The following is a 26,373-nucleotide window of genomic DNA, read 5'->3' on the forward strand; positions in this document are numbered from 1 at the left end:
CGCGGCAAAAGCGGAAGCTTAACCGGACCGCGCGGTCTGCCTACATGAACCGTCGCGGGGGCGCCTGCGCGGGGACGCATTGCCTGCGGGCCGGCATGGGCGCAGCATGACCGTGCCGCCGCACGGGATCGCCGTCATGCCTTCGCTTGGCTCCGCTCTGGTCGTCACCCTCCTGCTGAGTGGTCCGGCACTCGGCCAGGTTGCTGCTCCGCCACCAGCCGCCGCCCGGGATGCGACGGCGCCGAAGGAAGGATCGCCGGAGCTCCGGGACTGCCTGCCCGCCACCGACAGCCGGATGGCCGCGGCGCGTGGGGTGTGCCTCCCGGTGGTCGGACGCAGCTACAGCCAGGACGACTTGCGGCGCACCGGGGCGCGCGATACCGCACACGCCCTGGGTCGGCTCGACCCGAGCATCACGGTGCAAGGACACTGAGCGGCAGCCCCGGGTCAGGCGACGGCCCGCTCGATGCCGGCGGTCGCCACGTCGACCAGGTGATCGATCTGCGCCGTGTCCACCACATAGGGCGGCATGAAGTAGACCACGTTGCCGAGGGGGCGCAGCAGGGCCGCGTGCTCGAGGCCATGCAGGTACACGCGCAGGCCGCGCCGCTCGCCGGCCGGCCATGGTCTCCGCGTGCGCTTGTCCGCGACCAGCTCGACCGCGGCGATCATGCCGGTCTGCCGCACGTCCCCCACGTGGGGATGGTCGCGCAGCGGTGCGAGCCGCTGCGCCAGGTGCGCGGCCAGCACGCGGTTGCGCTCCAGCACCGGTTCGTCGCGGAAGATCGCAAGCGTCTCCAGTGCCACCCGGCAGGCCAGCGGGTTGCCGGTGTAACTGTGCGAATGCAGGAAGGCCTTGCCGGCGTTGTATTCGGCGTAGAACGCCGCATACACCGCCTCGGTGGTCAATACCGCCGAGAGCGGCAGGAACCCGCCGGTGAGGCCCTTGGACAGGCACATGAAGTCCGGCCGGACGCGGGCGCTCTCGCAGGCGAACAGCGTACCGGTGCGCCCGAAGCCCACCGCGATCTCGTCGGCGATGAAGTGCACGTCGAACTCGTCGCACAGCCGGCGCAGGCCGGCCAGGTAGTCCGGGTGGTACATGCGCATGCCGCCCGCGCACTGCACCAGCGGCTCGACGATCACCGCGCAGGTCTCGTGCGCGTGGCGCTCGAGCAGCGCGCGCAACTCGCCCAGGCGGCGGGCCGCCAGCTGCGCCGGCGACTCGCCCGGCTCGCCCTCGTAGGCGTCCGGCGAGGGCGCCAGGATCGGCGTCAGCAGCAGCGGCGCGTAGGTCTTGCGGTACAGCGCCACGTCGCTCACCGACAACGCGCCCAGCGTCTCGCCGTGGTAGCTGCCGGTCAGCGCGATGAAGCGCGTCTTCTCGCCGTGACCCTGGTTGAGCCAGTAGTGGAAGCTCATCTTCAGCGCCACTTCGATCGCCGCCGAGCCGTTGTCGGCAAAGAAGACCCGCTCCAGTCCCGGCGGCGTGATGCGCACCAGCGCCTCGGCCAGCTCGATCGCCGGCGCGTGGGTGAAACCGGCGAAGATCACGTGCTCCAGGCGCTGGGCCTGGTCGGCGAGCGCCGCGGCGAGCCGCGGATTGGCGTGGCCGAACAGGTTGGTCCACCAGGAACTGATGCCGTCCAGGTACCGGCGTCCGTCGGCGTCGATCAGCCAGGCGCCTTCGCCGCGGACGATCGGCACCATGGGAATGCTTTCGTGGTCCTGCATCTGCGTGCACGGGTGCCAGACATGTCGCAGATCGCGTGCAGCCAGGGCGGCGTTGCCTGTGCGGGCGGGGAGAAGCGTACTCATCCGGCTATGATCCGTCTTGCGGGATGGCCGCTCAAGCGCATCGAAGCTCCGTGAAACCTTCACGTACCGCCTGGCTGTTCGTCGCCCTGGCGTTGCTGCTCGCCGTGGCGCTGGTGCTGTTCCTGCCGGCGCGATGGCTGCTGCCCTGGCTGCAGCCGCGGCTGCACGGACTGTCGCTGGAGGGGGTACACGGGCTGGTCTGGAACGGCAGCGCCGAGCGCCTGCTCGGGCCGGACGGGCGCCCGCTCGGACGGCTGCGCTGGCAGCTTTCGCGCCGCGCGCTGTGGGGAGACGTGGATCTGGACCTGGCGCTCGACGGGCCGCAGCTCACCGCCCACGGCCGCCTGCAGCGCGATGCACAGGGGCGTCTGCTGTGGCGGGGGGTGACCGCGCAGCTCGACCTTGCCGACTGGACGGGCGAGGCAGTCACCCCGCTGGGCCGCCCGCAGGGCCGGCTCGACATCACGTTGCCGCGCGTGCTGCTGCAGGGCGGCTGGCCACTCGCGTTGCAGGGCCAGGTCCATTGGCACGACGCCGCCATGCGCACCCGCGGCGGCGGCGTCGCACTCGGCGATCTCACCATGGCGCTGGAGGGCGCCAATGGCGTGCTGCAGGGGCGGCTGCGCGACGACGGCGACGGTCCGCTCGCCGCCGACGGCCGCTGGCAGGCCAGTTCCCTCGGATGGCGCCTGGACCTGCGCCTGCAGCCGCGCAGCGCCGACACCCGGTTGCGCCACTGGCTGGCGCGCCTCGGGCCGCCGGCCGCCGACGGCTCGGTGCAACTGCATCGCCGCGGCGGCCTGGCCGCGGCCGTACCGGGAACCTCGCCATGAACTGCGACCTCGGACAGGCGCTCGACGCCGCGCGCGAAGCGGCAGCCGCGGCGGCGGAGATCCTCCGCCATTACTGGAACCGCGGGGTCGCCGTGGAGTGGAAGCCCGACGCCACGCCGGTCACCGCCGCCGACCGCGAGGCCGAGCGCGCGATCCGCGCGGTGTTGTCCAAGGCCTTGCCACAGGCCGCCATCTACGGCGAGGAGTACGGCCTGGAGGGCTCGCGCGAGGGCCTGCTCTGGTTGGTCGATCCGCTGGACGGCACCAAGAGCTTCGTGCGGCGCACGCCGTTCTTCTCCACGCAGATCGCACTGATGGACCGGGGCGAACTGTTGCTCGGCGTGTCCTGCGCGCCGGTCTACGGCGAAACCTTCTGGGCCCGCACCGGCCAGGGCGCCTGGTTCGACGGCGAGCGCGTGCAGGTGGCCGGTACGAGCGCGCTGGCGCAGGCGTCGCTGTCGATCGGCAACGTGCGCACGCTCACCGGCGACGCGCGCTGGGACGCGCTGGGGGGATTGATTCGCGACAGCAGCCGCATTCGCGGCTACGGCGACTTCTGCCACTATCACCTGCTTGCGCGCGGCAGCCTGGACCTGGTCATCGAGTCGGACGTCAACATTCTCGACATCGCCGCGCTGGCGGTGATCGTGCGCGAGGCGGGCGGGGTCTTCACCGATCTCCAGGGCCGCGCCCCCGGGCTGGCGACCACCAGCGTGCTCGCCGGCGTGCCGGCGATCCACGCGCTGGCGCTTGAACGGCTGCATGACATTCCCAACGGCTAGAATCGAACGATGCGCAAGCCACCGATCATCCACGCCACCCGCGAATGCGTCGACAGCCGCTTCCTGCACGTCGAGCAGCTGGACCTCGAATTCTCCAACGGCGAGCGGCGCACCTACGAGCGGCTGCGCGCCAGCGGGCTGGGCGCGGTGATCATCGTGCCGATGCTCGACGAGGACACCGTGCTGCTGGTGCGCGAATACGGCGCCGGCGTGGGCCGCTACGAGCTTTCGCTGCCCAAGGGACGGCTCGACCAGGACGAGACCGCCGAGCAGGGCGCCAACCGCGAGCTGAAGGAAGAGATCGGCTACGGCGCCAACCGCCTGAAGATCCTGCACAACCTGTCGCTGTCGCCCGGCTACATGACGCACATGGCGCACGTGGTGATCGCACAGGACCTTTACCCCGAACGCCTGCCCGGCGACGAACCAGAGGAGTTGGACGTGGTGCCATGGAAGCTTTCCGAGCTGCACACCCTGATCGCGCGTGAGGACGTGACCGAGGGCCGTTCCATCGCCGCGCTGTTCATGGCGCGCGAGTACCTGGCCGGGAGGTTCCAGCCATGAGCGGCGCTCCCGAATCGGGTCTGCTGGCCCAGGTCGGCTCGATCGCCCGCAACGCGGGCGCGGCGATCCTGGCGATCTACCGCGACGAGTTCGCGGTCGAGCACAAGGACGACGCCTCGCCGCTCACCGCCGCCGACCTGGCTGCCCAGCGGGTGATCATGGAGGGCCTGGCCGCGCTCGATCCGGCGCTGCCGGTGCTGTCCGAGGAAGGTCGCGCCGTGGCGTGGGAGCAGCGCCGTACGTGGCCCCGCTACTGGCTGGTGGACCCGCTGGACGGCACCAAGGAGTTCGTCAAGCGCAACGGCGAGTTCACCGTCAACATCGCGCTGATCGAGGACCACCGCCCGGTGCTCGGCGTGGTGCTGGCCCCGGTCACGGGCGAGCTGTACGCCGCGGCGGCGGGGCAGGGCGCGTGGCTGCAGCAGCACGCCGGCGGCCCGTGGCAGCGCATCGGCACGCGCGCACTGGCGGCGCCGGCGGTGGTGGCGGGCAGCCGCTCGCACGGCGCCGACACGCACGGTTTCCTCGACGCGCTGCTGGGCGCGCCGCACCAGCCCGTGGCGATGGGCTCGTCGCTGAAGTTCTGCCTGGTCGCCCGCGCCGTCGCCGACGTCTACCTGCGCCTGGGTCCCACCAGCGAGTGGGACACCGCCGCCGCGCAGTGCGTGCTGGAGCAGGCCGGCGGCGCGGTGCTCGACCTGCAGGGCGAGCCGCTGCGCTACAACACCAAGGAGTCGGTGCTCAATCCGGAATTCCTGGCCGTGGGCGACCCGGCGGCGGACTGGAAAGCCCGGCTGGCGATCGCGAGGGCGGCGTGAGGCACGAGCGCGGTGGCCGCCGCCGGCGCGCGCGTGGCTGAGCGCTACACGCTCGAGGACCTGCTCGCCATCATGGCGCGCCTGCGCGATCCGGAGGGCGGCTGCCCGTGGGATCGCGAGCAGGACTTCGCCTCGATCGCGCCCTACACCATCGAGGAGGCCTACGAGGTCGCGGACGCGATCGACCGCGGCGACTTCGCCGATCTGCGCGAGGAGCTGGGCGACTTGCTGCTGCAGGTGGTGTTCCACGCGCAGATGGCCCGCGAGCGTGGCCTGTTCGATTTCGCCGACGTCGCGCACGCGATCGGCGACAAGATGGTGCGGCGCCATCCGCACGTCTTCGGCGGCGTCCGCTACCCGGATGGCGAGGCGCAGTCGGGCGCCTGGGAAGCGATCAAGCGTGCCGAGCGCGCCGCCCGCGGCGAGCCGCACGACGCCAGCGCGCTTGCCGGGGTCTCGCGCGGCCTGCCCGAGTGGAAGCGCGCCAGCAAGCTGCAGCAACGTGCGGCGGCGGTCGGTTTCGAGTGGACCGAGCCGGGACCGATGCTGGACAAGCTGGCCGAGGAAGTGGCGGAGCTGCGCGCCGAATTCGCGCAGGGCGCCGACGCCGAGCGACTGGAAGACGAACTCGGCGACGTACTGTTCGTGGCCGCCAACCTCGCCCGCCGTGCTGGCGTGGACTTCTCGCGCGCGCTGCGCCGCGCCAACGCCAAGTTCGAGCGCCGCTTCAGGCGCATGGAACAACTGGCCTGGGCCGATGGCAAGGCGATGACCGACCTCCGGCTGGAGGAGCAGGAGGCGCTGTGGCGCCGCGCCAAGGCAGAAGAGGTGGACACCCGCCCGTAGGAGCGGGCCGGCTCGCGATGGTTTTCCGGGGGCGCCCCGTATCACCACCCCGAGCCAGACATCGCGAGCACGCTCGCTCCTACGGGGAGGCCGGCTGGGGGGCGTGCGCCCCTGCCACCGGGCGCGCATGCGGTCGTGCTCGGTGCGCGTTTTCGTGCCGCTGCCAGGGTTTCCGGTTGCGCAGCGAGGCGGAGCCGACACGGCCCCGTGTAGGAGCGAGCTCGCTCGCGATGCTTCTGTCGGGGCTTGCTCGGCAGCGCACCCGGGCCGAGGCATCGCGCCCAAGCTCGCTCTTGCGGGGATGCTGGCTCAGCGTGGGGCCGGGGCCGTGTGCTGCTGCCACCGGGCGCGCATGCGCTCGCGTTCGGCGCGCATCTTCGCCTCGTTGGCGAGGTTCTCCGACAGGCTCTTGCGCAGCGTGGCGATCGCCTGGTCGAGGTTGGCCGGCGTTGCCTGCAGGTCGGCCAGGCGATGGTAGGCGTAGGTACGCAGACCCGGGTCCTGCGACTTGGCCAGCACCTCGTTGTAGACGCCGGCCAGTTCCTTCTCGCGGCCGGTCTGCCGACACAGGCGCTCCAGCGCGTGCAGGTCGGACATCACGCCCATGCCGGGGCCGTGCTCCATCCGCAGGCGATGCAGGCGATGGCCGATCGGGTCCCGCGCGGGCGCCGGCAGGGTGCGCGGCGAGGGGGAGGCGGGCGGCGTGTCCTGGGACAGCACGACCGGGCTGGCCAGCAGCAGGGCCAGGACGGGGACGAGCAGGGCGTGGCGGGGCATGGGAGCGCTCCGGCAGTGACGGTGTTCCGGGAAACGTGGCCGGTCCGGCCCGGTTGACTGCAACCCTACGCGCCCGGCGCGCATCCTAGCCCCGACCATTCAACCGACCCGGAGTCCGCCATGCGCCCCATCCTCGCATCCCTGCTGCTGCTCGCGCCGTTCGCCGGCCATGCGGCGGACCGTTGCGCCTTCGAGGCGCCGCGCAACCTCACCGCCGACCTGGCCGGCGTGCGCGGCGTGCAGATCGAGGTGCACAGCTACGACCTGCACGTGACCGGGCGTAGCGATGCCCGCTCGCTGGACGTCCGCGGCCGCGCCTGCGCCTCCGACAAGGAGACGCTGGACGTGCTCACCGTCACCCAGCGGCGCGAAGGCGACCAGCTGATCCTGGAACTGGGCGGCGGCGACCGCTCGGTGTTCCACCTGTTCGGCAACCACTACAGCGACCTGGACGTGACCGTGCAGTTGCCGGCCGACCTGCCGTTGACGGTGGACGTGGGTTCGGGCGATGCCGAGGTGGCGGGCGTGCGGCAGCTCGGCAGCCACGTGGGCTCGGGCGACCTGCACGTACGCGACATCGCCGGCCGCTTCGCCACCGGCGTGGGCTCGGGCGATGTGGACGCGAATGACGTCGGTAGCCTGGAGGTGGGCTCGGTCGGTTCGGGCGACCTCACCGCCAGCCACGTCGGCGGTGACGTCCGCGTGGGCAGCATCGGCTCGGGCGACGTGCGGCTGCGTGACGTGCGCGGCAGCGTGCACGTGGACACCCTCGGCTCGGGCGACCTGGACGTCGACGGCGTGGGCGGCAACCTTACCGTCGGCGCCAAGGGCAGCGGCGACGTGAGCTACAACGGCGTCAAGGGCAAGGTGCAGGTGCCCAGCGACGACGACTGAGTCGCCCGGGCGTCCCGCTCATCCCAGCCAGCGCCAGACCAGATACACCAGCGGCGCACAGGTCAGCAGGAACGGGATCGACACCCGGTGCAGCTGGCGCAGGCCCTGCGGCTGACGCGCCAGCCGCAGGGCGATCAGGTTCGCGAGCGAGCCGATTGCCGCACCGAAGCCGCCCACGTTGACGGCCACCGCGAGCCCGACCGGGTCGCGGGCGTGTTCCAGCAGAAGCACCGTGGCCGGCACGTTGCTGATCAGTTGCGATGCGAGGATGCCGGCCAGGTACAGGTGCAGCGGCTGGCCGAAATCGACCCGGGCGAGCAGGCCGTGCACCTGCGGCAGCTCGGCCAGATGACCCAGCGAAAGAAAGATCACGGCGAAGGTGAGCAGCAGCAGCCAGTCCAGCCGCGCCAGGCTGCGCCGCGCCACCAGCGCGAACACCGCCAACAGCAGCGCCGCGCCGGACAGGGCCTGGCCGTACTCCATCAGCACCACCATCGCCGCCAGCGCGCCGAGCGAGAGTGTGGCCAGGCCGCCGCGGACCGCACGCCTGTCCAGCGCCTCCGGTGCCAGCGCGACGCGGTCGTGTGGCAGCCAGGCCCATGTCAGGGCGGCCACCAGCGTGAACATCACCATTGCAGCGGGCAGCATCGCCCAGGCGAACTGCAGGAACGACAAGCCGCCGTGCTGCCACAGCAAGAGGTTCTGCGGATTGCCGATCGGGCTCAGCGTCGAGCCCGCGTTCACCGCCAGTGCCTCCAGCACGACCATGCGCAGCACCGGCAGGTTGGACATCCCACCGATCGCCACCGTCAGCGGCACCAGCAGGAACAGGCTCACGTCGTTGGTGAGCGCCATCGACAGCACCGCGGTGCCCGTCACCAGCAGCAAGCCGAGCGTGCGCAGCGAATGCGTGCGCGCCACCAGCACCGCCGCCGCGTGCTGCACCAGGCCGCTGTCGCGGATCCCCTGGATGGCGACCAGCAGGCCGGTGAGGCCGGCCAGCGTCGGTACCTGCAGCCAGCGCCGCCAAGCCGCCGCCGGCTGCGGATCGAGCAGGGCCAGCACCAGCGCGAGCACCGCGAAGACCAGCAGCAGCCATTCCTGCAGGAGCCGGTCCAGCCAGCGGCGGCCGGTCATCGGCAGACGCACGGCGTGCGGGGCGGTGTCACCATTCGCGCAATCCCTCGATCTCGTACAGCCGGCGCCAGCTCGGCCGCGCGCGCACGCGGTCGGCCAGCTGCGCGAGCGCGGGCCATTGCGTGGCCGGGCGCGGCATGTTGCGCGACCAGCGCATCAGCATGGTCAGCAGCAGGTCCGCGCCGGAAAACTGCTCGCCGAGCAGATGGGGGCCTTGCGTGGCCAGGTGCGCCTGCAGGTGGTCCCACACGCCTTCGATGCGGCGCTGCACCGCTGCGCGCACGTCCGGCGTGTCGTGCAGGTCCTGCGGGTAGAACCACAGGCGGAATGGCGGCATCAGCGTGCTGGCGAGGTAGGCGATCCAGGCGTACCAGGCGCCGCGTCCGGGCGTACCCGGCGCCGGCGCCAGCCCCGCCTCGGGGTGGCGCTCGGCCAGCAGCATCAGCAGCGCGGACGACTCGCCCAGCGGCCGGCCGTCCACCACCAGCGTGGGCACCACGCCGTGTGGGTTGAGCGCGAGATAGGCGGGGTCGCGCTGCGCCCCGGCGTCGAGGTCGACCAGGCGCAAGTCGTATGGCGCGCCGGCTTCCAACAGGGCGAGATGCACCACCATGCTGGCGGCGCCCGGGGCGTAGTAGAGCGTGTACACGGTCGTCTCTTGCAGGAGGGCCGAGCGATCTTGGCGGGTGCTCAGCCCTCCCGCAACAGCCGCATCGGCGCGGTGCGGGTGATCCGGCGGGTGCCGGCCAGACCCAGCAGCATCACCGTCACGGCCGCCGCCAGCGCACCGTACAGCAGTGGCCGCAGCGGCGGCACGAACCCGTCCAGGTGGAACACCGCGCGCCCCAGCCACCAGCCTGCGCCGGCGGCCCCGCAAGCGGCGGTGAGGCCGGAGATCAGCCCGAGCATGGCGAACTCGCAGGCGGCCGCCAGGCGCAGCTGGCTGCGCCGTGCGCCCAGCGTGCGCAGCAGCGCCGCCTCGTGCCGGCGTTCGGCGGCGCTGGCGGCCAGCGCCGCAGCCAGCACGAGTGCGCCGGCAAGCAGGCTGAAGCCGAGCACCCAGCGCACCGCGCTACCCACCTGGTCGACGATCTGCCGCACGCGGTCGAGCAGGGCATCGACGTCGACCAGGCTGAGATTGCCGTACTCGCGCGACAGCTTCGCCAGGCCCTCGGCGTGCCCGCGTGGCAGGTAGAAGCTGGCCAGCCAGGTGTGCGGCAGGTGGCCGGCATGGGACGGATCCAGCAGCAGGAAGAAGTTGACCCGGAACGAGCTCCAGTCGACCTGGCGCACGCTGCCGACGGTGGCCTCCAGCGTGCCCTCGCCCACGTCGAAGCGCATGCGGTCGCCCAGCTCGAGCGCGAACATGTCGCGCCACAGGGTGTCGATCGAGACCTCCGCGCGTGCCGGGCGGGCGCCGGCCCAGCGCCCGGCGACGATCCGGTTGGATGGCGGCAGCGTGCCGGTCCAGGACAGGCGCAACTGGCGGTCGACCCACTCCTTCGCGCGCGGATCGGCGAAGCGCAGGCGATCGACCGGCGTGCCGTTGATCGCGGTGAGCTTGCCCACGGCGAGCGGCAGCGCGTTGAAGCCCTGCGCGCCCAGGCGCCGCACCGCCTGGGCGAAATCGGCACGCTGGTCGTCCTGCAGGTTGAGCACGAACCAGTTGGGCGTGTCCGCCGGCAGCTCGCGGCGCCAGCCCTCCAGCAGCGCGGGAGCGACCACCGCGAGCAGCAGCAGCGCCACCAGCCCCAGGCTGAGCGCCGTCGCCTGCACCAGGCTCACGGTGCGTCGGCGCGCGAGCGCGGCCAGACCCAGCCGCAGCGCCGGGTGCGCCCCCGGCGCGATGCGCCGGGTCAGCCACAGCAACAGGGCCGCCAGCAAGGCGGCCAGCAGCGCCACGCCGGCCAGGCTGGCGGCGAGGATGCCGGCGAGCTTGAGCGAGCCGCTCTGGCCCCAGATCAGCGCCAGCGCAACCAGCGCCGGCACCAGGTAGAGCGCGTCGACCCGCCGCACGCGCCGCACCATGCTGGCGCGGAACACCGCCACCGGCGGCACCTCGGCCAGCCGGGCCAGCGGCGGCAGCGCGAAGCCGGCCAGCACCGCCAGGCCGATCGCCGCGGCGGCCAGCGCCGGCAGCAGCGGCAAGCTGGTGGGCACATGCACGAACAACGTGCCGGCGAGGCGCCAGGCGCCCTCGGCCAGGCCCCAGGCGAGCAGCACGCCGAGCAGGGCGGCCGGCAGCGCGAGCGCACCCAGCGTCGCCAGCAGCAGGCCGAGCACGCGCCCTCGTGCGGTGCCCAGCGCGCGCAGCAGGGCGATCTCCGGCGTCTTGCGGCGCGCGTAGCGCTGCGCGGCGAGCGCGATCGCCACGCCCGCCAGCAGGGCGGAGAGCAGCGCGGTCAGGCGCAGGAACGCGCCGGCGCGGTCGAAGGCGCTGCGCATGCGCTCCTGCGTCTGCCCTGGCGTGATCAGCTCGGCGCCCTGCGGCAAGGGTCGTGCCTTCACCCAGGCCAGCCAGCCGTCGACCGCCGCGGGCGCACCGGCCACCAGCAGGCGGTGACGCGCGCGGCTGCCGACCCCGAGCAGGCCGGCGCGCTGGGCGTCGGCCAGGTTCATCAGCGCGCGCGGGGCGAGTGCCACCAGTTCGCCGCCGTCGGGCTCGCGCAGCAGCTCGGCGGCGACGGTGAGGTCCATGCCACCGACCTGCACGCGGTCGCCGACCGCCAGTCCGAGCGCCACCAGGGCGCGATGGTCCAGATACACCGTGCCTGCCGGCGGGCCGTGGCCGGCCGCGTCACGGCCGCGCGCGCGCAGTTCCAGCGTGCCGCGCAATGGCCAGGCCCCATCGACCGCATCGACGTCGAGCAACTGGTTGCGTTCGCCGGCGAAAGCGACCGAGGGGAATCCTGCGCTGCGGCTGAGCGCCAGCCCGCGCTGGCGCGCCTGCGCCGCGTAGTCAGGCGCCGGCGCCTGCGGCGCCGAGAGGCCGGCATCGCCACCGATCAGCTCGGCCGCGCTGGCGAGCAGCCCGCGCTCGACGCGTGTGGCCAGGGTGGCGACCACGCCCAGCGCCACCACCGCCAGCAGCAGCGAGGCGGCGAGCGTGCGCAATTCCGGCAGGTGCCACTCGCGACGCAGCGTGCGCAGGCCCAGGCGCAGGAGCCTCATGCCGCCGTCTCCGCGACGGCCGGCCTCGCCGCGGGCGACCGCTGTTCCCCGCGCCATCGCGGGCGGGTGATCGGCACGGCGCGGCTCATGACAGCGACTCGGCCGAGGCGACGCGCCCTTCGCGGAGCTCCACGCCACGCGCGCAGCGGGCGGCCAACTGGGCGTCGTGCGTGACCAGCACCAGCGTGGTGTGCTGATCTCGGTTGAGCGCGAACAGCAGGTCGGCCACGTGCCGGCCGGTGCGCTGGTCGAGGTTGCCGGTGGGTTCGTCGGCGAACAGCACGCGCGGCCGGTGCACGAAGGCGCGTGCGATCGCCACGCGCTGCTGCTCGCCGCCGGACAGCTGTGCGGGGTAGTGGCGCCGGCGCAGGCCCAGGCCCACGTCCTGCAGTGCCTCGCGCGCCAGCGCGCGGGCCTCGTCGCGACCTTCCAGTTCCAGCGGCAGCATCACGTTCTCCTCGGCGGTGAGCGCGGGGAGCAGGTGGAAGGACTGGAACACGAAGCCGACCAGCCGCCGGCGCAGATCCGCGCGCGCTTCCTCGTCCATCGCATGCAGCGCGTGGCCGTCCAGCCGGATGCCGCCGCCGCTGGGCATGTCCAGTCCGGCGAGCAGGCCGAGCAGGGTGGTCTTGCCCGAACCGGAGGCGCCCACGATCGCGAAGCTTTCCCCCGCGTGAACCGCCAGACTCACGTTGGCGAGGATGTCCAGCCGCCCCTCGGGGCCGCGCACGGTCTTGCTAACATCGCGGGCCTCCAGAAGAGGTTGGGAAGATTCGCTCATGCGTCGTTTCCTCGGGCTGCTGGCGGCGTTCTGCATCGGTTGGGTCGGCGCGGCGCACGCCGCCGCCCCGAAGACCGTGCTGGTGCTGGGCGATTCGCTCTCGGCCGCGCACAACATCGCGGTCGAGCAGGGCTGGGTGCATCTGCTGGAAGTCCGTCTGGCCAAGATGGAGCCGCCCTGGCGCGTGATCAATGCCAGCATCAGCGGCGAGACCACGGCGAGCGGCCGACGCCACCTGCCCACGCTGCTGGAGACCTACCGCCCGGCCGTGGTGATCCTGGAGCTGGGCGCCAACGACGGCCTGCGCGGCCTGCCGCTGGATGCGCTGAAGGACAACCTCGCGGCCATGATCGACCAGGCCCGGGCGGCGCATGCGAAGGTCCTGCTGCTGGGCATCGAGCTGCCGATCAACTACGGCCCACGTTATCGCGACGGTCTGCGTGCGATCTATACCGGCCTGGCACGGGAGAAGGGCGTGGCGCTGGTGCCGTTTCTGCTGGAAGGGGTGGCGCTCGACCTCACGAAGATGCAGGATGACGGGTTGCACCCCACGGCGGCCGGGGAACCGGCTGTGCTCGCTACGGTGTGGTCCGCGCTGGAGCCGCTGTTGCGATGAGGCCGACCATGCAGCAGCAGGCTCGACGCAAAAGCGCGGTCCGACGCGGGTTGGCGGGTCTTCACGCCACTGTCACCCGGGCCATCGTTAGCTCTTCACATTTGTGAAAACAAGCGACGGAGGGACCATGAGCCTACGCGACGAACAGGCCGGTTTGATCCTTTTGGTAGAGGACAACCGCCAAATTGCTGAAATGGTTGGGGAATTTCTCGAGCGGCGCGGCTATTCGGTGGATTACGCCGCCGATGGCGTGAGCGGTCTGCACCTGGCCGTGTCCAACAGCTACGACGTGATCGTGCTGGATCTGATGCTCCCGGGCATGGACGGGCTGGACGTCTGTCGCAAGCTGCGCAAGGACGCCAAGAAATCCACGCCGGTGCTGATGCTCACCGCCCGCGACACGCTCGAGGACAAGCTGATCGGCCTCGAGGCTGGCGCCGACGATTACCTGGTGAAGCCCTTCGAGGTGCGCGAGCTGGAGGCACGCCTGCGCGCGCTGATTCGCCGCGATCGCCGCCAGGTGTCCTCGGAGGTGCTCACCGTGGGCGACATGACGCTGGACACCGCAACCCTGCGCCTGACCCGTGCGGGCCAGGAGCTCACCGTCTCGCCGATCGGCCTCAAGCTGCTGGCGATCCTGATGCGGGAGTCGCCGCGGGTGGTCAGCCGCCGTGACATCGAACGGGAGATCTGGGGCGACACGCTTCCCGATTCCGACACCCTGCGCTCGCACCTGTACAACCTGCGCCGCGTGATCGACAAGCCGTTCGACCGTCCGTTGCTGCACACCATCCACTCGGCCGGCTATCGCCTCGCGGACCTGGAGACGGAAGTGGCGTCGGCCACCGCTTGACTTCGAGAGGGGTGGGCGAGACAACGGCAGGCATGGACAGGGGCATCACACAGGAACGGGGCGAAGCGAAGTTCCGGGTCGGCGCCTTCCAACGCCGTCTGGCGCTCATCTTCGGTGCGCAACTGCTGGGTGTGGTCACCTCTGTCGTGCTGGGGTTCTACGGCGTGGCACCGCCGCCGGCGGTGCTCGCGCTGATCGTCGTGGTCAGCGCGGCCGCCTGGCTGGCGGCGCGGCGCGAGTGGCGCCAGGTGGGGCGGCTCGCACGCGTGGTCGACGCCTGGGAAGAGCAGCCCGATGTCGAGGCGCTGGCACCGGGGCGGCTCTCGCAGCGGACCGACGCCGACGTCGCGACGCTGGCGCGCGGCCTGCACGGCTTCGCCACCCGTATCGCCGGCTACAACCTGCGCGAGCGCAACTTCACGCGCGACGCCAGCCACGAGCTGCGCAGCCCGCTCACCGTGATCAAGATGTCGGCCGACATGCTCTCGGACGAGTCCGAGCTGAGCAAGTTCGGCGTGCGTTCGGTCAAGCGCATCCAACGGGCGACCCGCGAGATGGAGGCCTTGATCGAGGCGCTGCTGATCCTGGCGCGCGAGTCCGACATGGGCGCGGGCGAGGAGGAGTTCGTCGTCAACGAGGTGCTCGAGCGCGGCATGGACGACCTGCGCCAGATGCTGGAAGGCCGCTCGGTCGAGCTCCAACTCGAGCAGCCCGCGCGCTTCGGCTTGCGCGCTTCGCCACGCGTGTTCATGGTGCTGTGCTGGCAGCTGATCCGCAACGCGGCGCAGCAGGCGGAACACGGCACCATCGTGATCAGCGTGCTGCCGGGGGCGGTGGCGGTGTCCAACCGCGTCGACACCGCCCCCGCGATCGACCGGCACGGTTTCGAGCTGGCGATCGCCAGGCGCATCAGCGAGCGCTTCCGCTGGCCGCTCGAGCTGCAGACCCGCGAGGGCGGGGAACACATCGCGCGGATCCGCTTCCCGGAGACCCTGCCGGCCTAGCCGCGGGGCGTCACAGCGAAGGCCTGCAGGAGCGAGCTTGCCCGCGACGCTTTCCCGCAGGCTCGGTGCCAGACGCACTGCCGGCGAGCATTCCGAGCAAGCCCGCTCCTGACGGCAGCGCCGGGCGGGACCCGGCGCTGCCGTCAGCCCTGCAGCGCAACCTTGAACGCGCAGCCGGTCTTGGCCTTGACCTCGTCCAGGCTCACGCCCTCGGCGAGCTCGATCAGGGTCAGCCCCTTGCCCTTCTCCACCTCGAACACCGCCAGGTCGGTGATGATCAGGTCGACCACCTCCTTGCCGGTCAGCGGCAGGTCGCACTGCGGCTTGATCTTGGGCGAGCCGTCCTTCGCGGTGTGCTCCATCAGCACCACCACGCGCTTGACTCCGCTGACCAGGTCCATCGCGCCACCCGGGCCCTTGACCATCTTGCCCGGCACCATCCAGTTCGCGAGGTCGCCCGTGCAGGACACCTCCAGGCCGCCGAGGATCGACAGGTCGACGTGACCGCCGCGGATCATCGCGAACGATTCGGCGCTGGAGAAGAAGCTCGAGCCGGGCAGGGTGGTGATGGTCTGCTTGCCGGCGTTGATCAGGTCAGGGTCGACCTGATCGTCGGTGGGGAACGGGCCGATGCCGAGCAGGCCGTTCTCGGACTGCAGGATCACGTCCATCCCTGCGGGGATGAAGTTGGCGACCAGGGTCGGGATGCCGATGCCGAGATTGACGTAGTAGCCGTCGCGCAGTTCCCTGGCCGCGCGGCGCGCCATCGCCATGCGGGTCGGGCTTTCCTTGCCGGTGTTGGCGCCAGCGACGGTGCGGAACTCGATCCGCTTCTCGTACTTCGCGCCCTGCACGATGCGGTCGACGTAGATGCCCGGCACGTGGATGTGGTCCGGGTCGAGCTCGCCGACCTCGACCAGTTCCTCGACCTCGGCCACGCAGACCTTGCCGCAGGTGGCGATCATCGGGTTGAAGTTGCGCGCCGTCTTGCGGAAAACCAGGTTGCCCAGGCGATCGCCCTTCCATGCCTTGACGATGGACAGGTCCGCACGGATCGCCTCCTCCAGCACGTATTCCTTGCCGTCGAAAACCTTGGTCTCCTTGCCCTCGGCGAGCTTGGTGCCGAACGCGGTGCGGGTGTAGAAGGCCGGGATGCCGGCGCCGCCGGCGCGCAGCTTCTCGGCCAGCGTACCCTGCGGGGTCAGATGCAGCTCCAGCTCGCCCGACAGCACCTGCCGTTCGAACTCCTTGTTCTCGCCCACGTAGGAGGCGTACACGCGCTTGACCTGGTGGGTCTTGAGCAGCGGCCCCATGCCGAAGTCGTCGACACCCGCGTTGTTGCCCACGATGGTCAGGCCCTTGGTGCCGGCCTCGAGCAGCGCGCCGATGAGGTTCTCCGGAATGCCGCACAGGCCGAAGCCGCCGGCGGCAATCGTCATCTCGTCGAACAGCAGGCCGTCTAGGGCCGCCTTCGCGGTCGCATACACCTTGTCCATAGCAGTGCCTTCGGGATGAGAGTTCAGCTGCCTAGGATACGACGGAACCCGCCTCGGCCGCGTCGTACCAAGGTCCAAGCCCGGGGATTGCCGCCCCGCGCGAGCGCATGGCGCGATCCGCACACGTGGATGTCCGCCAGCGAGGCACCGTGGCCCGGCAGCGCGAAGCGACGCTCTGTGACCGGGGCTTGACGTTTACGTTTACGCGTGTAAGCATGGGTGTTGTTTACAAACGTAATTGGATGCTGCATGGCCGTCAGCGAAGCCGAGGCCGTCGTCATGGAGGTGCTCTGGCACCAGGCGCCGCGTAGTGCGGAAGAGATCCTGGCCGAACTCGGTCCCCGCCAGGGCTGGCAGGAAGGCACCGTCAAGTCGCTGCTCAACCGCCTGCTCAAGAAGAAGGCAGTCGCGGCCGAACGCGACGGCCGCCGTTACCTCTACACGCCGCTGCTCAGCCGCGAGAAATACGTCTCCCAGGAGAGCAAGGGCCTGCTCGACCGCCTGTTCGGCGGCCGCGTCGCTCCGCTGGTCGCGCACTTCTCCGAGCAGCGCAAGCTCTCCAAGAGGGATGTCGCCGAGCTGAAGAAGCTGTTGCAGGAGCTCGACGATGAGCATTGACCCGAGCGGCGTGGACTGGCTGGGCCGCAGCTGGCGGGCGGTGCTGGCCTTCACCGTGGCCGTGCCGTGCGTGGCGTTGCTGCGCCGGCCCTGCCGACGGTTGTTCGGTGCAGAGCACGCCTTCGCGCTGTGGCTGCTACCGCCACTGGCCGTGCTGGCCGGTGAGCTGCCGCACGCGACGGCGTCGACGAACGCCTGGTCCAGCGCCCTGGCCGCCACCCTCCCGAGCCGGCTGCCGTTGGCGACGGCGCAGGTACCTGCATTGGCCTGGCAGGCCGCAGCGGCGTGGCTCTGGCTGGCCGGCGCGGTGGCAAGCCTCGCGCTCGCCGCCTGGGCGCAGGCGCGTTACTGCGCGAACCTGCGCCGAGCGGTGCCGCTTGCCGAGTGTTCCCTGGCGTGGCCCGTACTGCGTGCCGACTCGCCATGTATCGGACCGGCGCTGGTCGGCGCCCTGCGCCCGCGGATCGTCGTGCCGGCCGACTTCGGGGAGCGCTATGCCGCTGACGAGCGTGCCCTGGTCCTCGCTCACGAGGCCATGCACGCGCGACGTCGCGACGGCTGGTGGAGCTTGATGGCGCGGGTGTCCGCCTCGTTGCTCTGGTTCCACCCGCTGGCCTGGTGGGCGCTCGCTGCCCTTCGCCGGGACCAGGAACTGGCCTGCGATGCCGCCGTCGTGCGCGAGCATGCCGGCAGCCGTCGCCGTTACGTCCAAGCGTTGTTGAAAGCCCCAGCCGCGCACGTCCTGCCGGTTGGGTGCAGTTGGTCGTTCCACCATCCACTCACGGAGCGCATCGCCATGCTCAGGTTGCGACCGCCCAGCCTGGTCCGCCGCCGCGTCGGCCTGTTTGCCGGCCTCGTGCTCGCCGCCTCCGTCGGTGCCGCCGTGTACGCGGCCAGTGCCCCGACGGCCCGGTCGGGCCACCGGCAAGCGCCAGGCCCGGGCTTGTACCAGTTGGACATCCAGCTCGCGTTGACCGGCGACGATGCCGGAGCAAGCCACGCACGACGGCTGAAGGCCGCTCTGTGCACGGCACCCGGCAAGACCGGAACCCTGCGCACCGAGGGCATCCAGTTGGCCGCCGTTCCCGTGGCCATCGGACAGGATCGGGTCAGGCTCGATCTGGCCATCAGCCAGAAAGCGGATGCCCAGCCGGTGAGCACCCGTCTGGAAGGCCCGCTGGGCCAACGCCTGCAGGCCTCCGGCACGGTGCCCGGCGAAGGCCTGCAGTACGCCCTCGAGGTCACGCCGCATCGCGGTTGCCCGGCGAGCGCGACGGCCGCCCGGTAGCACGCCGCCTGACGGGCGACACGCGAGCGTGAGCCGCGTGTCCGCCCCCAGGCCACGGACCCATGCCGAACGAGGTCGGGGCGTGGATATACTCGGCTCGTCTGCCGGGAAATCCGAATGAAGTCGTTTCGCGTGTTCGCTGCTCTGACCGCGTTCTTCGGGGTCGCCGCCATGAGCCATGCCACCACCGCGCCCGTGCTCGTCATCCACGGCGGCTCGGGTGTCATCAGACGTGACCTGGACCCGACCAGGGAGAAAGCGGTCCGGGCGGCGCTGGCCAAGGCGCTGCAGCGGGGCTATGCCGAGCTCAAGGCCGGCAAGCCGGCGCTGGATGGCGTCACCGCCGCGATCACCGTGCTGGAGGACGACCCCAACTTCAACGCCGGCAAGGGCGCGGTGTTCACCCATGACGGGCGCAACGAGCTGGACGCCGCGGTGATGGACGGCAGCACGCTGCGCGCGGGTGCAGTGGCCGGCGTGCACCGGGTCAGGAATCCCATCCTGCTGGCCCGCGCGGTGCTCGGGAAATCACAGCACGTGATGCTGGTCGGCGACGGTGCGGAGGCGTTCGCCCGCGAGGTGGGCGTACCGCTGGTGGATCCGTCGTACTTCTTCACCGAGGCGCGTTGGCGGCAGTTGCAGCGGGCGTTGAAGGAGGACCGCGAGGGCAAGCCGCACAGCGATCCGGACACCGCCAGGCACTTCGGTACCGTGGGCGCCGTCGCGCGGGACGCGCAGGGCCATCTCGCCGCCGGCACCTCCACCGGCGGCATGACCGACAAGCGCTGGGGCCGGATCGGCGACTCCCCGATCATCGGCGCGGGCACCTACGCCAATGCCGATTGCGCGGTGTCGGGCACCGGCTGGGGCGAGTTCTACATGCGCACGGTGGCGGCGCACGCGATCTGCATGCGGGTGTCGCTGATGCGCGTGCCGCTGGAGCGCGCCGCCGCCGAGGTGATCAACCAGGAGATTCCCGCGATGGGCGGCAACGGCGGTGCCATCGCGCTGGACGCGAAGGGCAACATCGCCACGCCGTTCAATACCGATGGCATGTACCGGGGCTGGATCGGCGCCGACGGCGTGCCGCACGTGGCGATCTACGACGACGAGCCGGACGCTCCCTCCGACGAGCCCGCGGACGACGGACGGGCCGAGTAGGCCCGCTCCTTGCAGCTGCTACCGCGCTGCCCGGCAGCCTTTCCGGCAGCGGAAGTAGACCTTCTCATGCGGATAGTCGATGGTCATGGCGAAGTGGCCGAACACGTTGCCGCCGACCGCACCCTCCACCCGTTTGTCCATCATGCTGGACATGAAGACGTGGAACGCGCGGTCCGGTCGCTCCGTGAACCAGACCGGCCCGACCGACCAGCCGGCGATCTCCACCGCCGGCACCCGGATGAGCCGCGTGGCGTGCGTCGGGCCGAACAGGTCGTCGCCCTGGTCGACCACGCGCCAGTCCGGATGCGCCTGGTGCCAGTGCTCGAGCATGCTGGTGGTGATGTAGCTGGTGACGCCGTAGCCGCCGACCGTCGGCGTGCCGCTGGCCTTCTTGCCGGCGGCGGTGGGATGGGCCGTCGCGCCGGTGTCGAGCAGCATGTCCAGCGGCTGGCCGTCGACGCGGATGGTCAGGCGCGGGAACCCGCTTTCCAGGTGGCCCTTGGCGTCGCGGCGGAACCCCAGCGGTGTGGCGTGGGCGGCCGGGTCGGGCTGCCAGGCAGGAGGTTCCAGGACGAGCCGCCGTGCCGGGTAGTCGAACGTCCACACGCGGCCCGGCAGGTAGCCGGCGCCGAGCTGGCCGTCGCCGCTGGCGGCGTTCGGCCGGAACTGGGCGTTGACGAGCAACACCGGCCCGCACGGCGACTCGGGCGCGGGCAAGCCCTGGCCCGGGGCGTATCGCGGTAGCGGCGCCACCTCGAGGCGCTCCCCGCCGATCGTGCAGCGCGACGTCTTCAGGCCGAGCCGCTGCGCGGTGGCGCCGCTCAGCCAGTACAGGCCGGCCCCGCCGCCACCGCCGGTGTCGACGATCAGTCGCAGGCCCTGGCCGTCCACGGTCCGCGGCACCGCGAAGAAGTGGCCGGCCTCGAACCGTGTCGGCATCACGGTCGGGGCGTCGGCGGGCCCGGCCGCCGGTCCGCCGGCGGCCGCCACGGCCAGCAAGGCGCCTGCAATGTGCATCTCCGTGCCTCCGCGAGTGGCTACAATGGCGCCAGCTTGGAACGTGGACGTGCCCACGGCATGTGCCATTGGAAAGATCTTCCCCCTGTCAGGAGTCACGATGGCCATTTCGCTGATCGCCGCACTGGATGAGAACTTCGCCATCGGACGCAAGGGGCAGCTTCCCTGGCATCTGCCTGACGACCTGCGCTGGTTCAAGCAGTTGACCGTGGGCCGGTACGTGCTGATGGGCTACAACACCGCCGTGGCGATCGGCAAGGCATTGCCGGACCGGCACAACCTGGTGCTCTCGCGCCGCCACGAGGCGCCGTTTCCCGGTCAGACCACGGTGCGCTCGCTGGAGGAGGCCCAGGCGCGCGCCGGCGGCACCGGCCTGATGGTGATCGGCGGCGGGCAGGTGTATGCCGCGGCGTTGCCGCATGCCAGGCGCATGTACCTGACCTGGGTGCAGACCGCCGTGGAGGGTGCCGATACCTTTTTCCCGGGCGTGCACTTCAGCGACTGGACCGAAGTCTCCCGCACCCACCACAAGCCCGATGCCGAGCACAAGTACGGGTTCGACATGGTCGAGTACGTCCGCGAAAGCTGACACCTTGGACGCGCTGCACGTGATGGCCGGCGTCCTGCGCGACGCGGCCGGCCGGGTCCTGCTCGCGCAGCGGCCGCCGGGCAAGCACCTGGCCGGGATGTGGGAGTTCCCGGGAGGCAAGCTGGAGCCGGGCGAATCCCCGGCCGACGGCCTGGCGCGCGAACTGCACGAGGAGCTGGACATCCGCGTGCAGGCCGCCAGCGCCACACCCCTGGTCCGGGTGCCGTGGTCCTACGGCGAGCGTGCCCTGTTGCTGGACGCCTGGCGGATCGACCGCTGGCAGGGTACGCCGCGATCGGTGGAGGGCCAGGCCCTGCAGTGGCGGCAGCCGTGCGACATCGAAGCCGGCACGCTGGCGCCCGCCGACCGGGCGATCCTGCGGGCGTTGCTGGCTGCCGGCAGGTGATCCGGCGGTCACCGCGGACGACGCGGCACGCGTGCGCCCGGCGGCCGCCTACCGGTCTGCCGCCAGGGCCAGATAGCGTCGATGCAGGGCTTGCACGTGGCCTTCCAGCGCAGCCTCGCTGCTGCTGTTGTCGATCACGTCGTCGGCGAGCGCGAGCCGCTCGGCGCGGGTCGCCTGCTGCCCCAGCATGCGCTCGGCAAGCGCCCGGTCGATGCCGTCGCGCGCCATCAGGCGCTCCAGCTGAACCGCCTCGGGCACGTCCACCAGCAGGATGCGATCGAGCCAACGGTAGTGCGCGATGTTCTCGACCAGCAACGGGATCGCCAGCAGGCAGTAGGGTTCGGTCTCGGCCAGCGCGCGCTGGCGCAGCCATTCGCGCACGCGCGGATGGATGATCGCCTCGAGCTGGCGCTTGGCCGCCGCATCGGTGAATACGCGCCGGCGCATGGCCGCCCGATCCAGCCGCTCCTGGGCGTCGAGCACGCCGGTGCCGAAGGCCTCGACGATGGCGGCCAGCCCTTCGCTGCCCGGCTCGACCACGACGCGGGCCGCCACGTCGGCGTCGTGCACCGGAACGCCGAGGGCCTCGAAATGCTGGGCGACGGCGGTCTTGCCGGCGGCGACGCCCCCGGTTAGCCCCACCACGTAGGCGCGTTCGGTGTTCATCGCATGCCGGTCAGGTGGAGATAGCCCTGCAACAGGGTGTCACCGGCGACGAACCAGATCCAGCCGGCCATTGCGATGAACGGTCCGAACGGCATCGGCACCTCGCGACCGTGCCGTCGAAGCAGGATCAGCGCGCCACCGAGTAGCGCTCCGACCAGCGAGGACAGCAGCACCACCGGCAGCAGCGCACCGGGGCCCATCCAGGCGCCCAGCGCGGCGAGCAGCTTGAAGTCGCCGTAGCCCATGCCTTCCTTGCCGGTGAGCAGCTTGAACAGCCAGTACACGCTCCACAGGCTGAGGTAGCCGAGCGCCGCGCCCAGGATCGCTGGCGCCGGCGGCACGAACATCGGCAGCAGCGCCAGCAGCAGTCCGATCCAGAGCAGCGGGTAGGTGAGCTGGTCCGGCAGCAGTTGGGTGCGGAAGTCGATGCCCGCCAGCGCGATCAGCAGCCAGGTGAACACCAGTCCCGCCAGCGCGGCCCAGCTCGGGCCGAACTTCCACACCACCACGGTGCTGAGCACGCCCGAGAGCAGCTCCACCAGCGGGTACTGGATGGAAATCGGTTCGCGGCAATAGCGGCAGCGCCCGCGCAGCAGCAGCCAGCCGAACACGGGAATGTTGTCGGCAGCCGAGAGGGGGTGCTTGCAGTGCGGGCAGTGCGACGGCTCGCGCACGATGCCTGGCGGAAGCGCCTCGTCCGGCACCTCCAGCTCCAGTTCCTCGTGCGCCTCGCGCTGCCACTGCGCGGCCATGCGCGCCGGCAGGCGCAGGATCACCACGTTGAGGAAACTGCCCACCAGCAGGCCGAGCACCGCGGTGGAAACCAGCCAGAGCCAAACGGGAATGTCGAGCATGCTTTGTCCGTGGAGGCGTCCATTGAAGAGCGACCGTGAAGATCGCTTCCGGCGCGGGCAGGAACGAGTCCTACGGGGTTCCCGGGCACCGGGTCACGCAGCGGTCGGGAATGATCGCACTTTCGAAACATGCGGCCATGGATGACGCGCTTCTGGCGCCAGGCAGCAGCGCAAGTCGCGGACCCCCTGACGCCGGCGGCGACCAGGGGATCGCACCTACACCGTGCCGGCCAGCTTGAAGATCGGCAGGTACAGCGAGACCACCATGCCGCCCACCAGCACGCCCAGCACCACCATGATCAGCGGCTCGAGCAGCGTGGAGAGCGTGTCCACCGCGGTGTTGACCTCTTCCTCGTAGAACTCGGCAACCTTGAAGAGCATGTTGTCCAGTGCACCGGATTCCTCGCCGATGGCGGTCATCTGCACCACCATGTTGGGGAACAGGCCGGTCTGCTTCATCGCCAGCTGCAACTGGTGGCCGACCGCGATGTCGTCGCGCATCTGCTTCACCGCGTCGCCGTAGACGATGCTGCCGGTCGCTCCAGCGACCGCATCCAGGGCCTCGACCAGCGGCACGCCGGCGCGGAAGGTGACGCCCAGCGTGCGCGCGAAGCGCGCGATGGCCGACTGGCGCAGGATGTTGCCCATGACCGGCAGCTTCAGCGAGATGCGGTCGAGCAGATGCGCGAACTTCGGCGAGCGCTTCTTGCCGGCGATGACCGCCGTGATCGAACCCACCACCACGCCAATGATCAGCCACCAGTATCCGACCACGAAGTCGGAGGCGCTGAGCACGAACTGGGTCGGGGCAGGCAGGTCGGCGCCGGCGTCCTTGAACGTCTGCGCGAACACCGGTACCACGAACAGCAGCATGATCAGGGTCACCAGGAACACCACGGCCAGCACCATTGCCGGGTAGAACAACGCCTTCTTGATCTTCTTCTTGATGCTCTCGGTGCGTTCCTTGTAGGTCGCTACCGTGTCCAGCACCGTGTCCAGCACGCCCGCCGATTCGCCGGCCCGCACCAGGTTTCGGTACAGCTCGTCGAACTGCACCGGGTACTTGCCCAGCGCCTCGTGCAGCGAGGCGCCGCCCTCGATGCCCTGCTTGACATCGATGAGCATGTTCTTGAAGCGGACGTTCTTCTGGCCGCCGGCGATGATGTCGAAGGCCTGCACCATCGGCACGCCGGAGGCCATCATGGTGGCGATCTGGCGGCTGAAGACCGCCACGTCGCCCGGCTTCACCGACTTGCCGGTGGAACCGAACAGCGGCTTGCCGCGCTCGCGCACGGTCTGCGGGTTCATGCCCTGGCGGCGCAGCTCGGCCTTCACCAGCGAGGCGTTCTTCGCCGGCATCTCGCCCTTCATGCGCTTGCCGCGCTTGTCCAGCGCGACCCAGTCGTACATGGTCAGCCTGCTGACCTCGGCGCGCTGGGCGCCCGCGTCACGCGCGTTCTTGGCAAGTGCGTTAGCCGTAGCCATGCCCGATTTCCCCCGGTGGTTCGATGGACGGCCGCCCTGGCGCGCGGCCGTCCGGTGGAGCTTATGCCATAACTGGCCGGCCGTTTCGTGCCCCGCGGCGCAACTTCACGCGCGCGCGGCCCGGCGTCAATCCTTGGTGACGCGGTCGATCTCGGCCAGGCTGGTGATCCCCTGCTTGACCTTGAGCAGGGCCGAGGCACGCAGGTCGTTGACGCCGATGCTGCGCGCCACCTCGCCGATCTGCAGCGCGTTGCCCCCCTCCAGCACGATCTTCTGGATCTCCTCGGTCATCGGCATCACCTGGTAGATGCCCACGCGGCCCTTGTAGCCCTCGTTGCAGTGCTCGCAGCCGCCGGCCTCGTACAGGGTCAGGCCGGCGTCGATGTCCTCCTGGGTGAAGCCCGCGGCCAGCAGCGCATGCGGAGGCAAGTGCTGCGGCTTCTTGCAGTCGTGCAGGCGACGGGCCAGGCGCTGGGCGATCACCAGGGTCACCGACGAGGTGATGGAGTAGGGCGGGATGCCCATGTTCATCAGGCGCGCGATGGTCTGCGGCGCGTCGTTGGTGTGCAGGGTGGAGAGCACCATGTGGCCGGTCTGCGCGGCCTTGATCGCGATCTCGGCGGTCTCCAGGTCGCGGATCTCGCCGACCATGATCACGTCCGGGTCCTGGCGCAGGAACGAGCGCAGGGCCGCCGCGAAGGTCATGCCGCGCTTGGTGTTCTGCTGGACCTGGTTGATGCCCTCGACGCGGATTTCGACGGGGTCCTCGACGGTGGAGATGTTGCGCTCGGGGGTGTTGAGGATGTTGAGCGCGGTGTAGAGCGACACCGTCTTGCCCGAGCCGGTGGGGCCGGTGACCAGCACCATGCCGTAGGGCTTGTGGATGGCCTCCAGGTAGAGCTTCTTCTGGTCCTCCTCGTAGCCGAGCTTGTCGATGCCCAGCTTGGCCGAGGAGCTGTCCAGGATACGCAGCACGATCTTCTCGCCGAACAGCGTGGGCAGCGTGCTCACGCGGAAGTCCATCGAGCGGCTCTTGGACAGGTTGAGCTTGATGCGGCCGTCCTGCGGCACGCGGCGCTCGGCGATGTCCAGGCCGGCCATTACCTTCAGGCGGGAGGAAATGCGGCTGGCCAGCTTCATCGGCGGGCTGGCGACCGGGCGCAGCATGCCGTCCATGCGCAGGCGCACGCGGTACTGCGTCTCGAACGGTTCGAAGTGGATGTCGGACGCGCCACGGCGGATCGCGTCGACCAGGATCTTGTTGACGAACTTGACCACAGGCGCGTCGTCGCCAGCGTTGGCGTCGATGCCCGTGCTGGCCATGTCGCCTTCGTCGTCGCCGCTTTCCAGCGAGAGCTCGTCCAGCTCCTCGCCGCCCATGTCGGGCATGGTGGCGTTCATCGTCGCCAGCGCGTTGTCGATGGTGCGCGAGAGCTGGCCACGCTCGACCAGGATCGGTTCCACCATGCAGTTGGAGTGGAACTTGATTTCGTCCAGCGCGTGCGACTGCATGGGGTCGGCGATGCCCACGAACAGGCGCTTGCCGCGGCGGAACAGCGGCAGCGCCTGGTGCTTGGTCATCAACGCTTCGCTGATCAGGCTCAGCGGCATCGATGCCGGCGCGAGGGCGCCGACGTCCATCATCGGCATGCCGAACTCGGCCGAGGCGATCTGCGTCAACCGTGCGCTGTCGACCAGGCCGTGGTCGAGCAGCCAGGCCATCAGCGACACCTTGGCCTGGGCCGAATCGGCGACCGCCTTGCGTGCGTCCGCCTCGGGCAGCACGCCCTCGGATACCAGTCGGCGCGCCATGCCGGTGAGCCCGACCAGCGACGGTTGCAATTGGGATGACATGCTAGATTCCGGCCTTAAGCCCCCTTATTGACAAGGAATTTACTC

At 70.7% G+C, this 26,373-nt stretch carries 27 protein-coding genes; 15 read left to right on the forward strand and 12 right to left on the reverse strand.

Annotated features, from left to right (window positions below; genetic code table 11):
• The first annotated feature begins 106 nt into the window (after positions 1–106).
• On the forward strand, positions 107–433 hold the full coding sequence (locus WAT24_RS05000) for a hypothetical protein (RefSeq protein WP_336806722.1): 327 nt from the start codon (positions 107–109) through the stop codon (positions 431–433).
• 14 nt (positions 434–447) lie between these two features.
• Here WAT24_RS05000 and WAT24_RS05005 read toward each other — a convergent pair whose 3' ends face one another.
• Positions 448–1,818 carry an adenosylmethionine--8-amino-7-oxononanoate transaminase gene (locus tag WAT24_RS05005; protein WP_336806723.1) on the reverse strand — a complete coding sequence of 457 codons (1,371 nt, stop codon included), beginning with the start codon at positions 1,816–1,818 and terminating at the stop codon, positions 448–450.
• A gap of 50 nt (positions 1,819–1,868) precedes the next feature.
• On the opposite strand from WAT24_RS05005, the gene WAT24_RS05010 reads away from it, so the two are divergent.
• The 5 genes from WAT24_RS05010 to mazG are packed head-to-tail and all read left to right on the forward strand — an operon-like array spanning position 1,869 to position 5,661.
• Complete coding sequence (locus WAT24_RS05010) at positions 1,869–2,651, forward strand: type II secretion system protein N (RefSeq protein ID WP_336806724.1); 783 nt, start codon at positions 1,869–1,871, stop codon at positions 2,649–2,651.
• Positions 2,648–3,433: an inositol monophosphatase family protein gene (locus WAT24_RS05015; RefSeq protein ID WP_336806725.1), complete on the forward strand. Its 786-nt coding sequence runs from the start codon at positions 2,648–2,650 to the stop codon at positions 3,431–3,433. The genes WAT24_RS05010 and WAT24_RS05015 overlap by 4 nt, the downstream gene beginning before the upstream one ends.
• 9 nt (positions 3,434–3,442) lie before the next feature.
• Entirely contained in the window at positions 3,443–3,997 is a 555-nt protein-coding gene (gene nudE, locus WAT24_RS05020) for an ADP compounds hydrolase NudE (RefSeq protein WP_336806726.1), read from the forward strand.
• On the forward strand, positions 3,994–4,815 hold the full coding sequence (gene cysQ, locus WAT24_RS05025) for a 3'(2'),5'-bisphosphate nucleotidase CysQ (protein WP_336806727.1): 822 nt from the start codon (positions 3,994–3,996) through the stop codon (positions 4,813–4,815). The genes nudE and cysQ overlap by 4 nt, the downstream gene beginning before the upstream one ends.
• 33 nt (positions 4,816–4,848) lie before the next feature.
• Positions 4,849–5,661, forward strand: coding sequence for a nucleoside triphosphate pyrophosphohydrolase (gene mazG, locus WAT24_RS05030; RefSeq protein WP_336806728.1), 813 nt, complete (start codon positions 4,849–4,851; stop codon positions 5,659–5,661).
• Between the two features lie 309 nt (positions 5,662–5,970).
• Here mazG and WAT24_RS05035 read toward each other — a convergent pair whose 3' ends face one another.
• Positions 5,971–6,438 carry a hypothetical protein gene (locus WAT24_RS05035; RefSeq protein ID WP_336806729.1) on the reverse strand — a complete coding sequence of 156 codons (468 nt, stop codon included), beginning with the start codon at positions 6,436–6,438 and terminating at the stop codon, positions 5,971–5,973.
• A gap of 120 nt (positions 6,439–6,558) precedes the next feature.
• Between WAT24_RS05035 and WAT24_RS05040 the strand changes: the two genes are divergently transcribed.
• Positions 6,559–7,332, forward strand: coding sequence for a DUF4097 family beta strand repeat-containing protein (locus WAT24_RS05040; RefSeq protein WP_336806730.1), 774 nt, complete (start codon positions 6,559–6,561; stop codon positions 7,330–7,332).
• Positions 7,333–7,350: 18 nt separating this feature from the next.
• On the opposite strand, the gene WAT24_RS05045 is transcribed toward WAT24_RS05040, so the two are convergent.
• The 4 genes from WAT24_RS05045 to WAT24_RS05060 form a co-directional block, all read right to left on the reverse strand.
• Positions 7,351–8,469 (reverse strand): SLC13 family permease, encoded by a 1,119-nt coding sequence (locus WAT24_RS05045; RefSeq protein WP_336806731.1) that lies wholly within the window; start codon positions 8,467–8,469, stop codon positions 7,351–7,353.
• Positions 8,470–8,497: 28 nt separating this feature from the next.
• On the reverse strand, positions 8,498–9,118 hold the full coding sequence (locus WAT24_RS05050) for a glutathione S-transferase family protein (RefSeq protein WP_336806732.1): 621 nt from the start codon (positions 9,116–9,118) through the stop codon (positions 8,498–8,500).
• Positions 9,119–9,159: 41 nt separating this feature from the next.
• Positions 9,160–11,640 (reverse strand): ABC transporter permease, encoded by a 2,481-nt coding sequence (locus tag WAT24_RS05055; RefSeq protein ID WP_336806733.1) that lies wholly within the window; start codon positions 11,638–11,640, stop codon positions 9,160–9,162.
• Positions 11,641–11,725: 85 nt separating this feature from the next.
• Complete coding sequence (locus tag WAT24_RS05060) at positions 11,726–12,421, reverse strand: ABC transporter ATP-binding protein (RefSeq protein WP_336806734.1); 696 nt, start codon at positions 12,419–12,421, stop codon at positions 11,726–11,728.
• On the opposite strand from WAT24_RS05060, the gene WAT24_RS05065 reads away from it, so the two are divergent.
• The 3 genes from WAT24_RS05065 to WAT24_RS05075 all read left to right on the forward strand — a co-directional run bounded on the left by WAT24_RS05065 (position 12,420) and on the right by WAT24_RS05075 (position 14,894).
• Positions 12,420–13,037, forward strand: a complete 618-nt coding sequence (locus tag WAT24_RS05065; protein ID WP_336806735.1) for an arylesterase — start codon at positions 12,420–12,422, stop codon at positions 13,035–13,037. The two genes, WAT24_RS05060 and WAT24_RS05065, sit on opposite strands and share 2 nt — an antisense overlap.
• 127 nt (positions 13,038–13,164) lie before the next feature.
• Positions 13,165–13,890: a response regulator transcription factor gene (locus WAT24_RS05070; protein ID WP_336806736.1), complete on the forward strand. Its 726-nt coding sequence runs from the start codon at positions 13,165–13,167 to the stop codon at positions 13,888–13,890.
• A 32-nt stretch (positions 13,891–13,922) separates the two neighbouring features.
• Complete coding sequence (locus WAT24_RS05075) at positions 13,923–14,894, forward strand: sensor histidine kinase (protein WP_336806737.1); 972 nt, start codon at positions 13,923–13,925, stop codon at positions 14,892–14,894.
• Between the two features lie 143 nt (positions 14,895–15,037).
• Here WAT24_RS05075 and WAT24_RS05080 read toward each other — a convergent pair whose 3' ends face one another.
• Positions 15,038–16,390, reverse strand: coding sequence for a 3-oxoacid CoA-transferase (locus WAT24_RS05080; protein WP_336806738.1), 1,353 nt, complete (start codon positions 16,388–16,390; stop codon positions 15,038–15,040).
• A 249-nt stretch (positions 16,391–16,639) separates the two neighbouring features.
• Between WAT24_RS05080 and WAT24_RS05085 the strand changes: the two genes are divergently transcribed.
• From WAT24_RS05085 to WAT24_RS05095, 3 genes are all read left to right on the forward strand, one after another.
• Positions 16,640–17,008, forward strand: a complete 369-nt coding sequence (locus tag WAT24_RS05085; protein WP_336806739.1) for a BlaI/MecI/CopY family transcriptional regulator — start codon at positions 16,640–16,642, stop codon at positions 17,006–17,008.
• Positions 16,998–18,296 carry a M56 family metallopeptidase gene (locus WAT24_RS05090; RefSeq protein ID WP_336806740.1) on the forward strand — a complete coding sequence of 433 codons (1,299 nt, stop codon included), beginning with the start codon at positions 16,998–17,000 and terminating at the stop codon, positions 18,294–18,296. The genes WAT24_RS05085 and WAT24_RS05090 overlap by 11 nt, the downstream gene beginning before the upstream one ends.
• A gap of 171 nt (positions 18,297–18,467) precedes the next feature.
• Positions 18,468–19,457, forward strand: a complete 990-nt coding sequence (locus WAT24_RS05095; RefSeq protein ID WP_336806875.1) for an isoaspartyl peptidase/L-asparaginase family protein — start codon at positions 18,468–18,470, stop codon at positions 19,455–19,457.
• An 18-nt stretch (positions 19,458–19,475) separates the two neighbouring features.
• On the opposite strand, the gene WAT24_RS05100 is transcribed toward WAT24_RS05095, so the two are convergent.
• Positions 19,476–20,474 carry a hypothetical protein gene (locus tag WAT24_RS05100; RefSeq protein WP_336806741.1) on the reverse strand — a complete coding sequence of 333 codons (999 nt, stop codon included), beginning with the start codon at positions 20,472–20,474 and terminating at the stop codon, positions 19,476–19,478.
• Between the two features lie 100 nt (positions 20,475–20,574).
• Here WAT24_RS05100 and WAT24_RS05105 point away from each other — a divergent pair, with 100 nt between their 5' ends.
• Positions 20,575–21,063 carry a dihydrofolate reductase gene (locus tag WAT24_RS05105; RefSeq protein WP_336806742.1) on the forward strand — a complete coding sequence of 163 codons (489 nt, stop codon included), beginning with the start codon at positions 20,575–20,577 and terminating at the stop codon, positions 21,061–21,063.
• Between the two features lie 4 nt (positions 21,064–21,067).
• Entirely contained in the window at positions 21,068–21,469 is a 402-nt protein-coding gene (locus tag WAT24_RS05110; RefSeq protein ID WP_336806743.1) for an NUDIX domain-containing protein, read from the forward strand.
• A 48-nt stretch (positions 21,470–21,517) separates the two neighbouring features.
• On the opposite strand, the gene coaE is transcribed toward WAT24_RS05110, so the two are convergent.
• The 4 genes from coaE to pilB all read right to left on the reverse strand — a co-directional run bounded on the left by coaE (position 21,518) and on the right by pilB (position 26,328).
• Positions 21,518–22,135, reverse strand: a complete 618-nt coding sequence (gene coaE / locus WAT24_RS05115) for a dephospho-CoA kinase (protein ID WP_336806744.1) — start codon at positions 22,133–22,135, stop codon at positions 21,518–21,520.
• Positions 22,132–22,989: a prepilin peptidase gene (locus WAT24_RS05120; protein WP_336806745.1), complete on the reverse strand. Its 858-nt coding sequence runs from the start codon at positions 22,987–22,989 to the stop codon at positions 22,132–22,134. Before WAT24_RS05120 ends, coaE begins: the two co-directional genes overlap by 4 nt.
• A 216-nt stretch (positions 22,990–23,205) precedes the next feature.
• Positions 23,206–24,474, reverse strand: coding sequence for a type II secretion system F family protein (locus tag WAT24_RS05125; RefSeq protein ID WP_336806746.1), 1,269 nt, complete (start codon positions 24,472–24,474; stop codon positions 23,206–23,208).
• A gap of 126 nt (positions 24,475–24,600) precedes the next feature.
• Complete coding sequence (gene pilB, locus WAT24_RS05130) at positions 24,601–26,328, reverse strand: type IV-A pilus assembly ATPase PilB (protein WP_336806747.1); 1,728 nt, start codon at positions 26,326–26,328, stop codon at positions 24,601–24,603.
• Positions 26,329–26,373 lie beyond the last annotated feature (45 nt).

Source organism: Fulvimonas yonginensis, assembly GCF_037137055.1.
Taxonomy (GTDB): Bacteria; Pseudomonadota; Gammaproteobacteria; order Xanthomonadales; family Rhodanobacteraceae; genus Frateuria_A; species Frateuria_A yonginensis.

Excerpts from the sequence above, each read along its gene's own strand:
- WAT24_RS05000 (WP_336806722.1), top strand. The coding sequence starts at position 107 with ATGACCGTGCCGCCGCACGGGATCGCCGTCATGCCTTCGCTTGGCTCC.
- WAT24_RS05005 (WP_336806723.1), bottom strand. The coding sequence starts at position 1,818 with ATGAGTACGCTTCTCCCCGCCCGCACAGGCAACGCCGCCCTGGCTGCA.
- WAT24_RS05015 (WP_336806725.1), top strand. The coding sequence starts at position 2,648 with ATGAACTGCGACCTCGGACAGGCGCTCGACGCCGCGCGCGAAGCGGCA.
- nudE (WP_336806726.1), top strand. The coding sequence starts at position 3,443 with ATGCGCAAGCCACCGATCATCCACGCCACCCGCGAATGCGTCGACAGC.
- cysQ (WP_336806727.1), top strand. The coding sequence starts at position 3,994 with ATGAGCGGCGCTCCCGAATCGGGTCTGCTGGCCCAGGTCGGCTCGATC.
- WAT24_RS05035 (WP_336806729.1), bottom strand. The coding sequence starts at position 6,438 with ATGCCCCGCCACGCCCTGCTCGTCCCCGTCCTGGCCCTGCTGCTGGCC.
- WAT24_RS05040 (WP_336806730.1), top strand. The coding sequence starts at position 6,559 with ATGCGCCCCATCCTCGCATCCCTGCTGCTGCTCGCGCCGTTCGCCGGC.
- WAT24_RS05045 (WP_336806731.1), bottom strand. The coding sequence starts at position 8,469 with ATGACCGGCCGCCGCTGGCTGGACCGGCTCCTGCAGGAATGGCTGCTG.
- WAT24_RS05055 (WP_336806733.1), bottom strand. The coding sequence starts at position 11,640 with ATGAGGCTCCTGCGCCTGGGCCTGCGCACGCTGCGTCGCGAGTGGCAC.
- WAT24_RS05065 (WP_336806735.1), top strand. The coding sequence starts at position 12,420 with ATGCGTCGTTTCCTCGGGCTGCTGGCGGCGTTCTGCATCGGTTGGGTC.
- WAT24_RS05060 (WP_336806734.1), bottom strand. The coding sequence starts at position 12,421 with ATGAGCGAATCTTCCCAACCTCTTCTGGAGGCCCGCGATGTTAGCAAG.
- WAT24_RS05070 (WP_336806736.1), top strand. The coding sequence starts at position 13,165 with ATGAGCCTACGCGACGAACAGGCCGGTTTGATCCTTTTGGTAGAGGAC.
- WAT24_RS05075 (WP_336806737.1), top strand. The coding sequence starts at position 13,923 with ATGGACAGGGGCATCACACAGGAACGGGGCGAAGCGAAGTTCCGGGTC.
- WAT24_RS05080 (WP_336806738.1), bottom strand. The coding sequence starts at position 16,390 with ATGGACAAGGTGTATGCGACCGCGAAGGCGGCCCTAGACGGCCTGCTG.
- WAT24_RS05085 (WP_336806739.1), top strand. The coding sequence starts at position 16,640 with ATGGCCGTCAGCGAAGCCGAGGCCGTCGTCATGGAGGTGCTCTGGCAC.
- WAT24_RS05090 (WP_336806740.1), top strand. The coding sequence starts at position 16,998 with ATGAGCATTGACCCGAGCGGCGTGGACTGGCTGGGCCGCAGCTGGCGG.
- WAT24_RS05095 (WP_336806875.1), top strand. The coding sequence starts at position 18,468 with ATGAGCCATGCCACCACCGCGCCCGTGCTCGTCATCCACGGCGGCTCG.
- WAT24_RS05100 (WP_336806741.1), bottom strand. The coding sequence starts at position 20,474 with ATGCACATTGCAGGCGCCTTGCTGGCCGTGGCGGCCGCCGGCGGACCG.
- WAT24_RS05105 (WP_336806742.1), top strand. The coding sequence starts at position 20,575 with ATGGCCATTTCGCTGATCGCCGCACTGGATGAGAACTTCGCCATCGGA.
- coaE (WP_336806744.1), bottom strand. The coding sequence starts at position 22,135 with ATGAACACCGAACGCGCCTACGTGGTGGGGCTAACCGGGGGCGTCGCC.
- WAT24_RS05120 (WP_336806745.1), bottom strand. The coding sequence starts at position 22,989 with ATGCTCGACATTCCCGTTTGGCTCTGGCTGGTTTCCACCGCGGTGCTC.
- WAT24_RS05125 (WP_336806746.1), bottom strand. The coding sequence starts at position 24,474 with ATGGCTACGGCTAACGCACTTGCCAAGAACGCGCGTGACGCGGGCGCC.
- pilB (WP_336806747.1), bottom strand. The coding sequence starts at position 26,328 with ATGTCATCCCAATTGCAACCGTCGCTGGTCGGGCTCACCGGCATGGCG.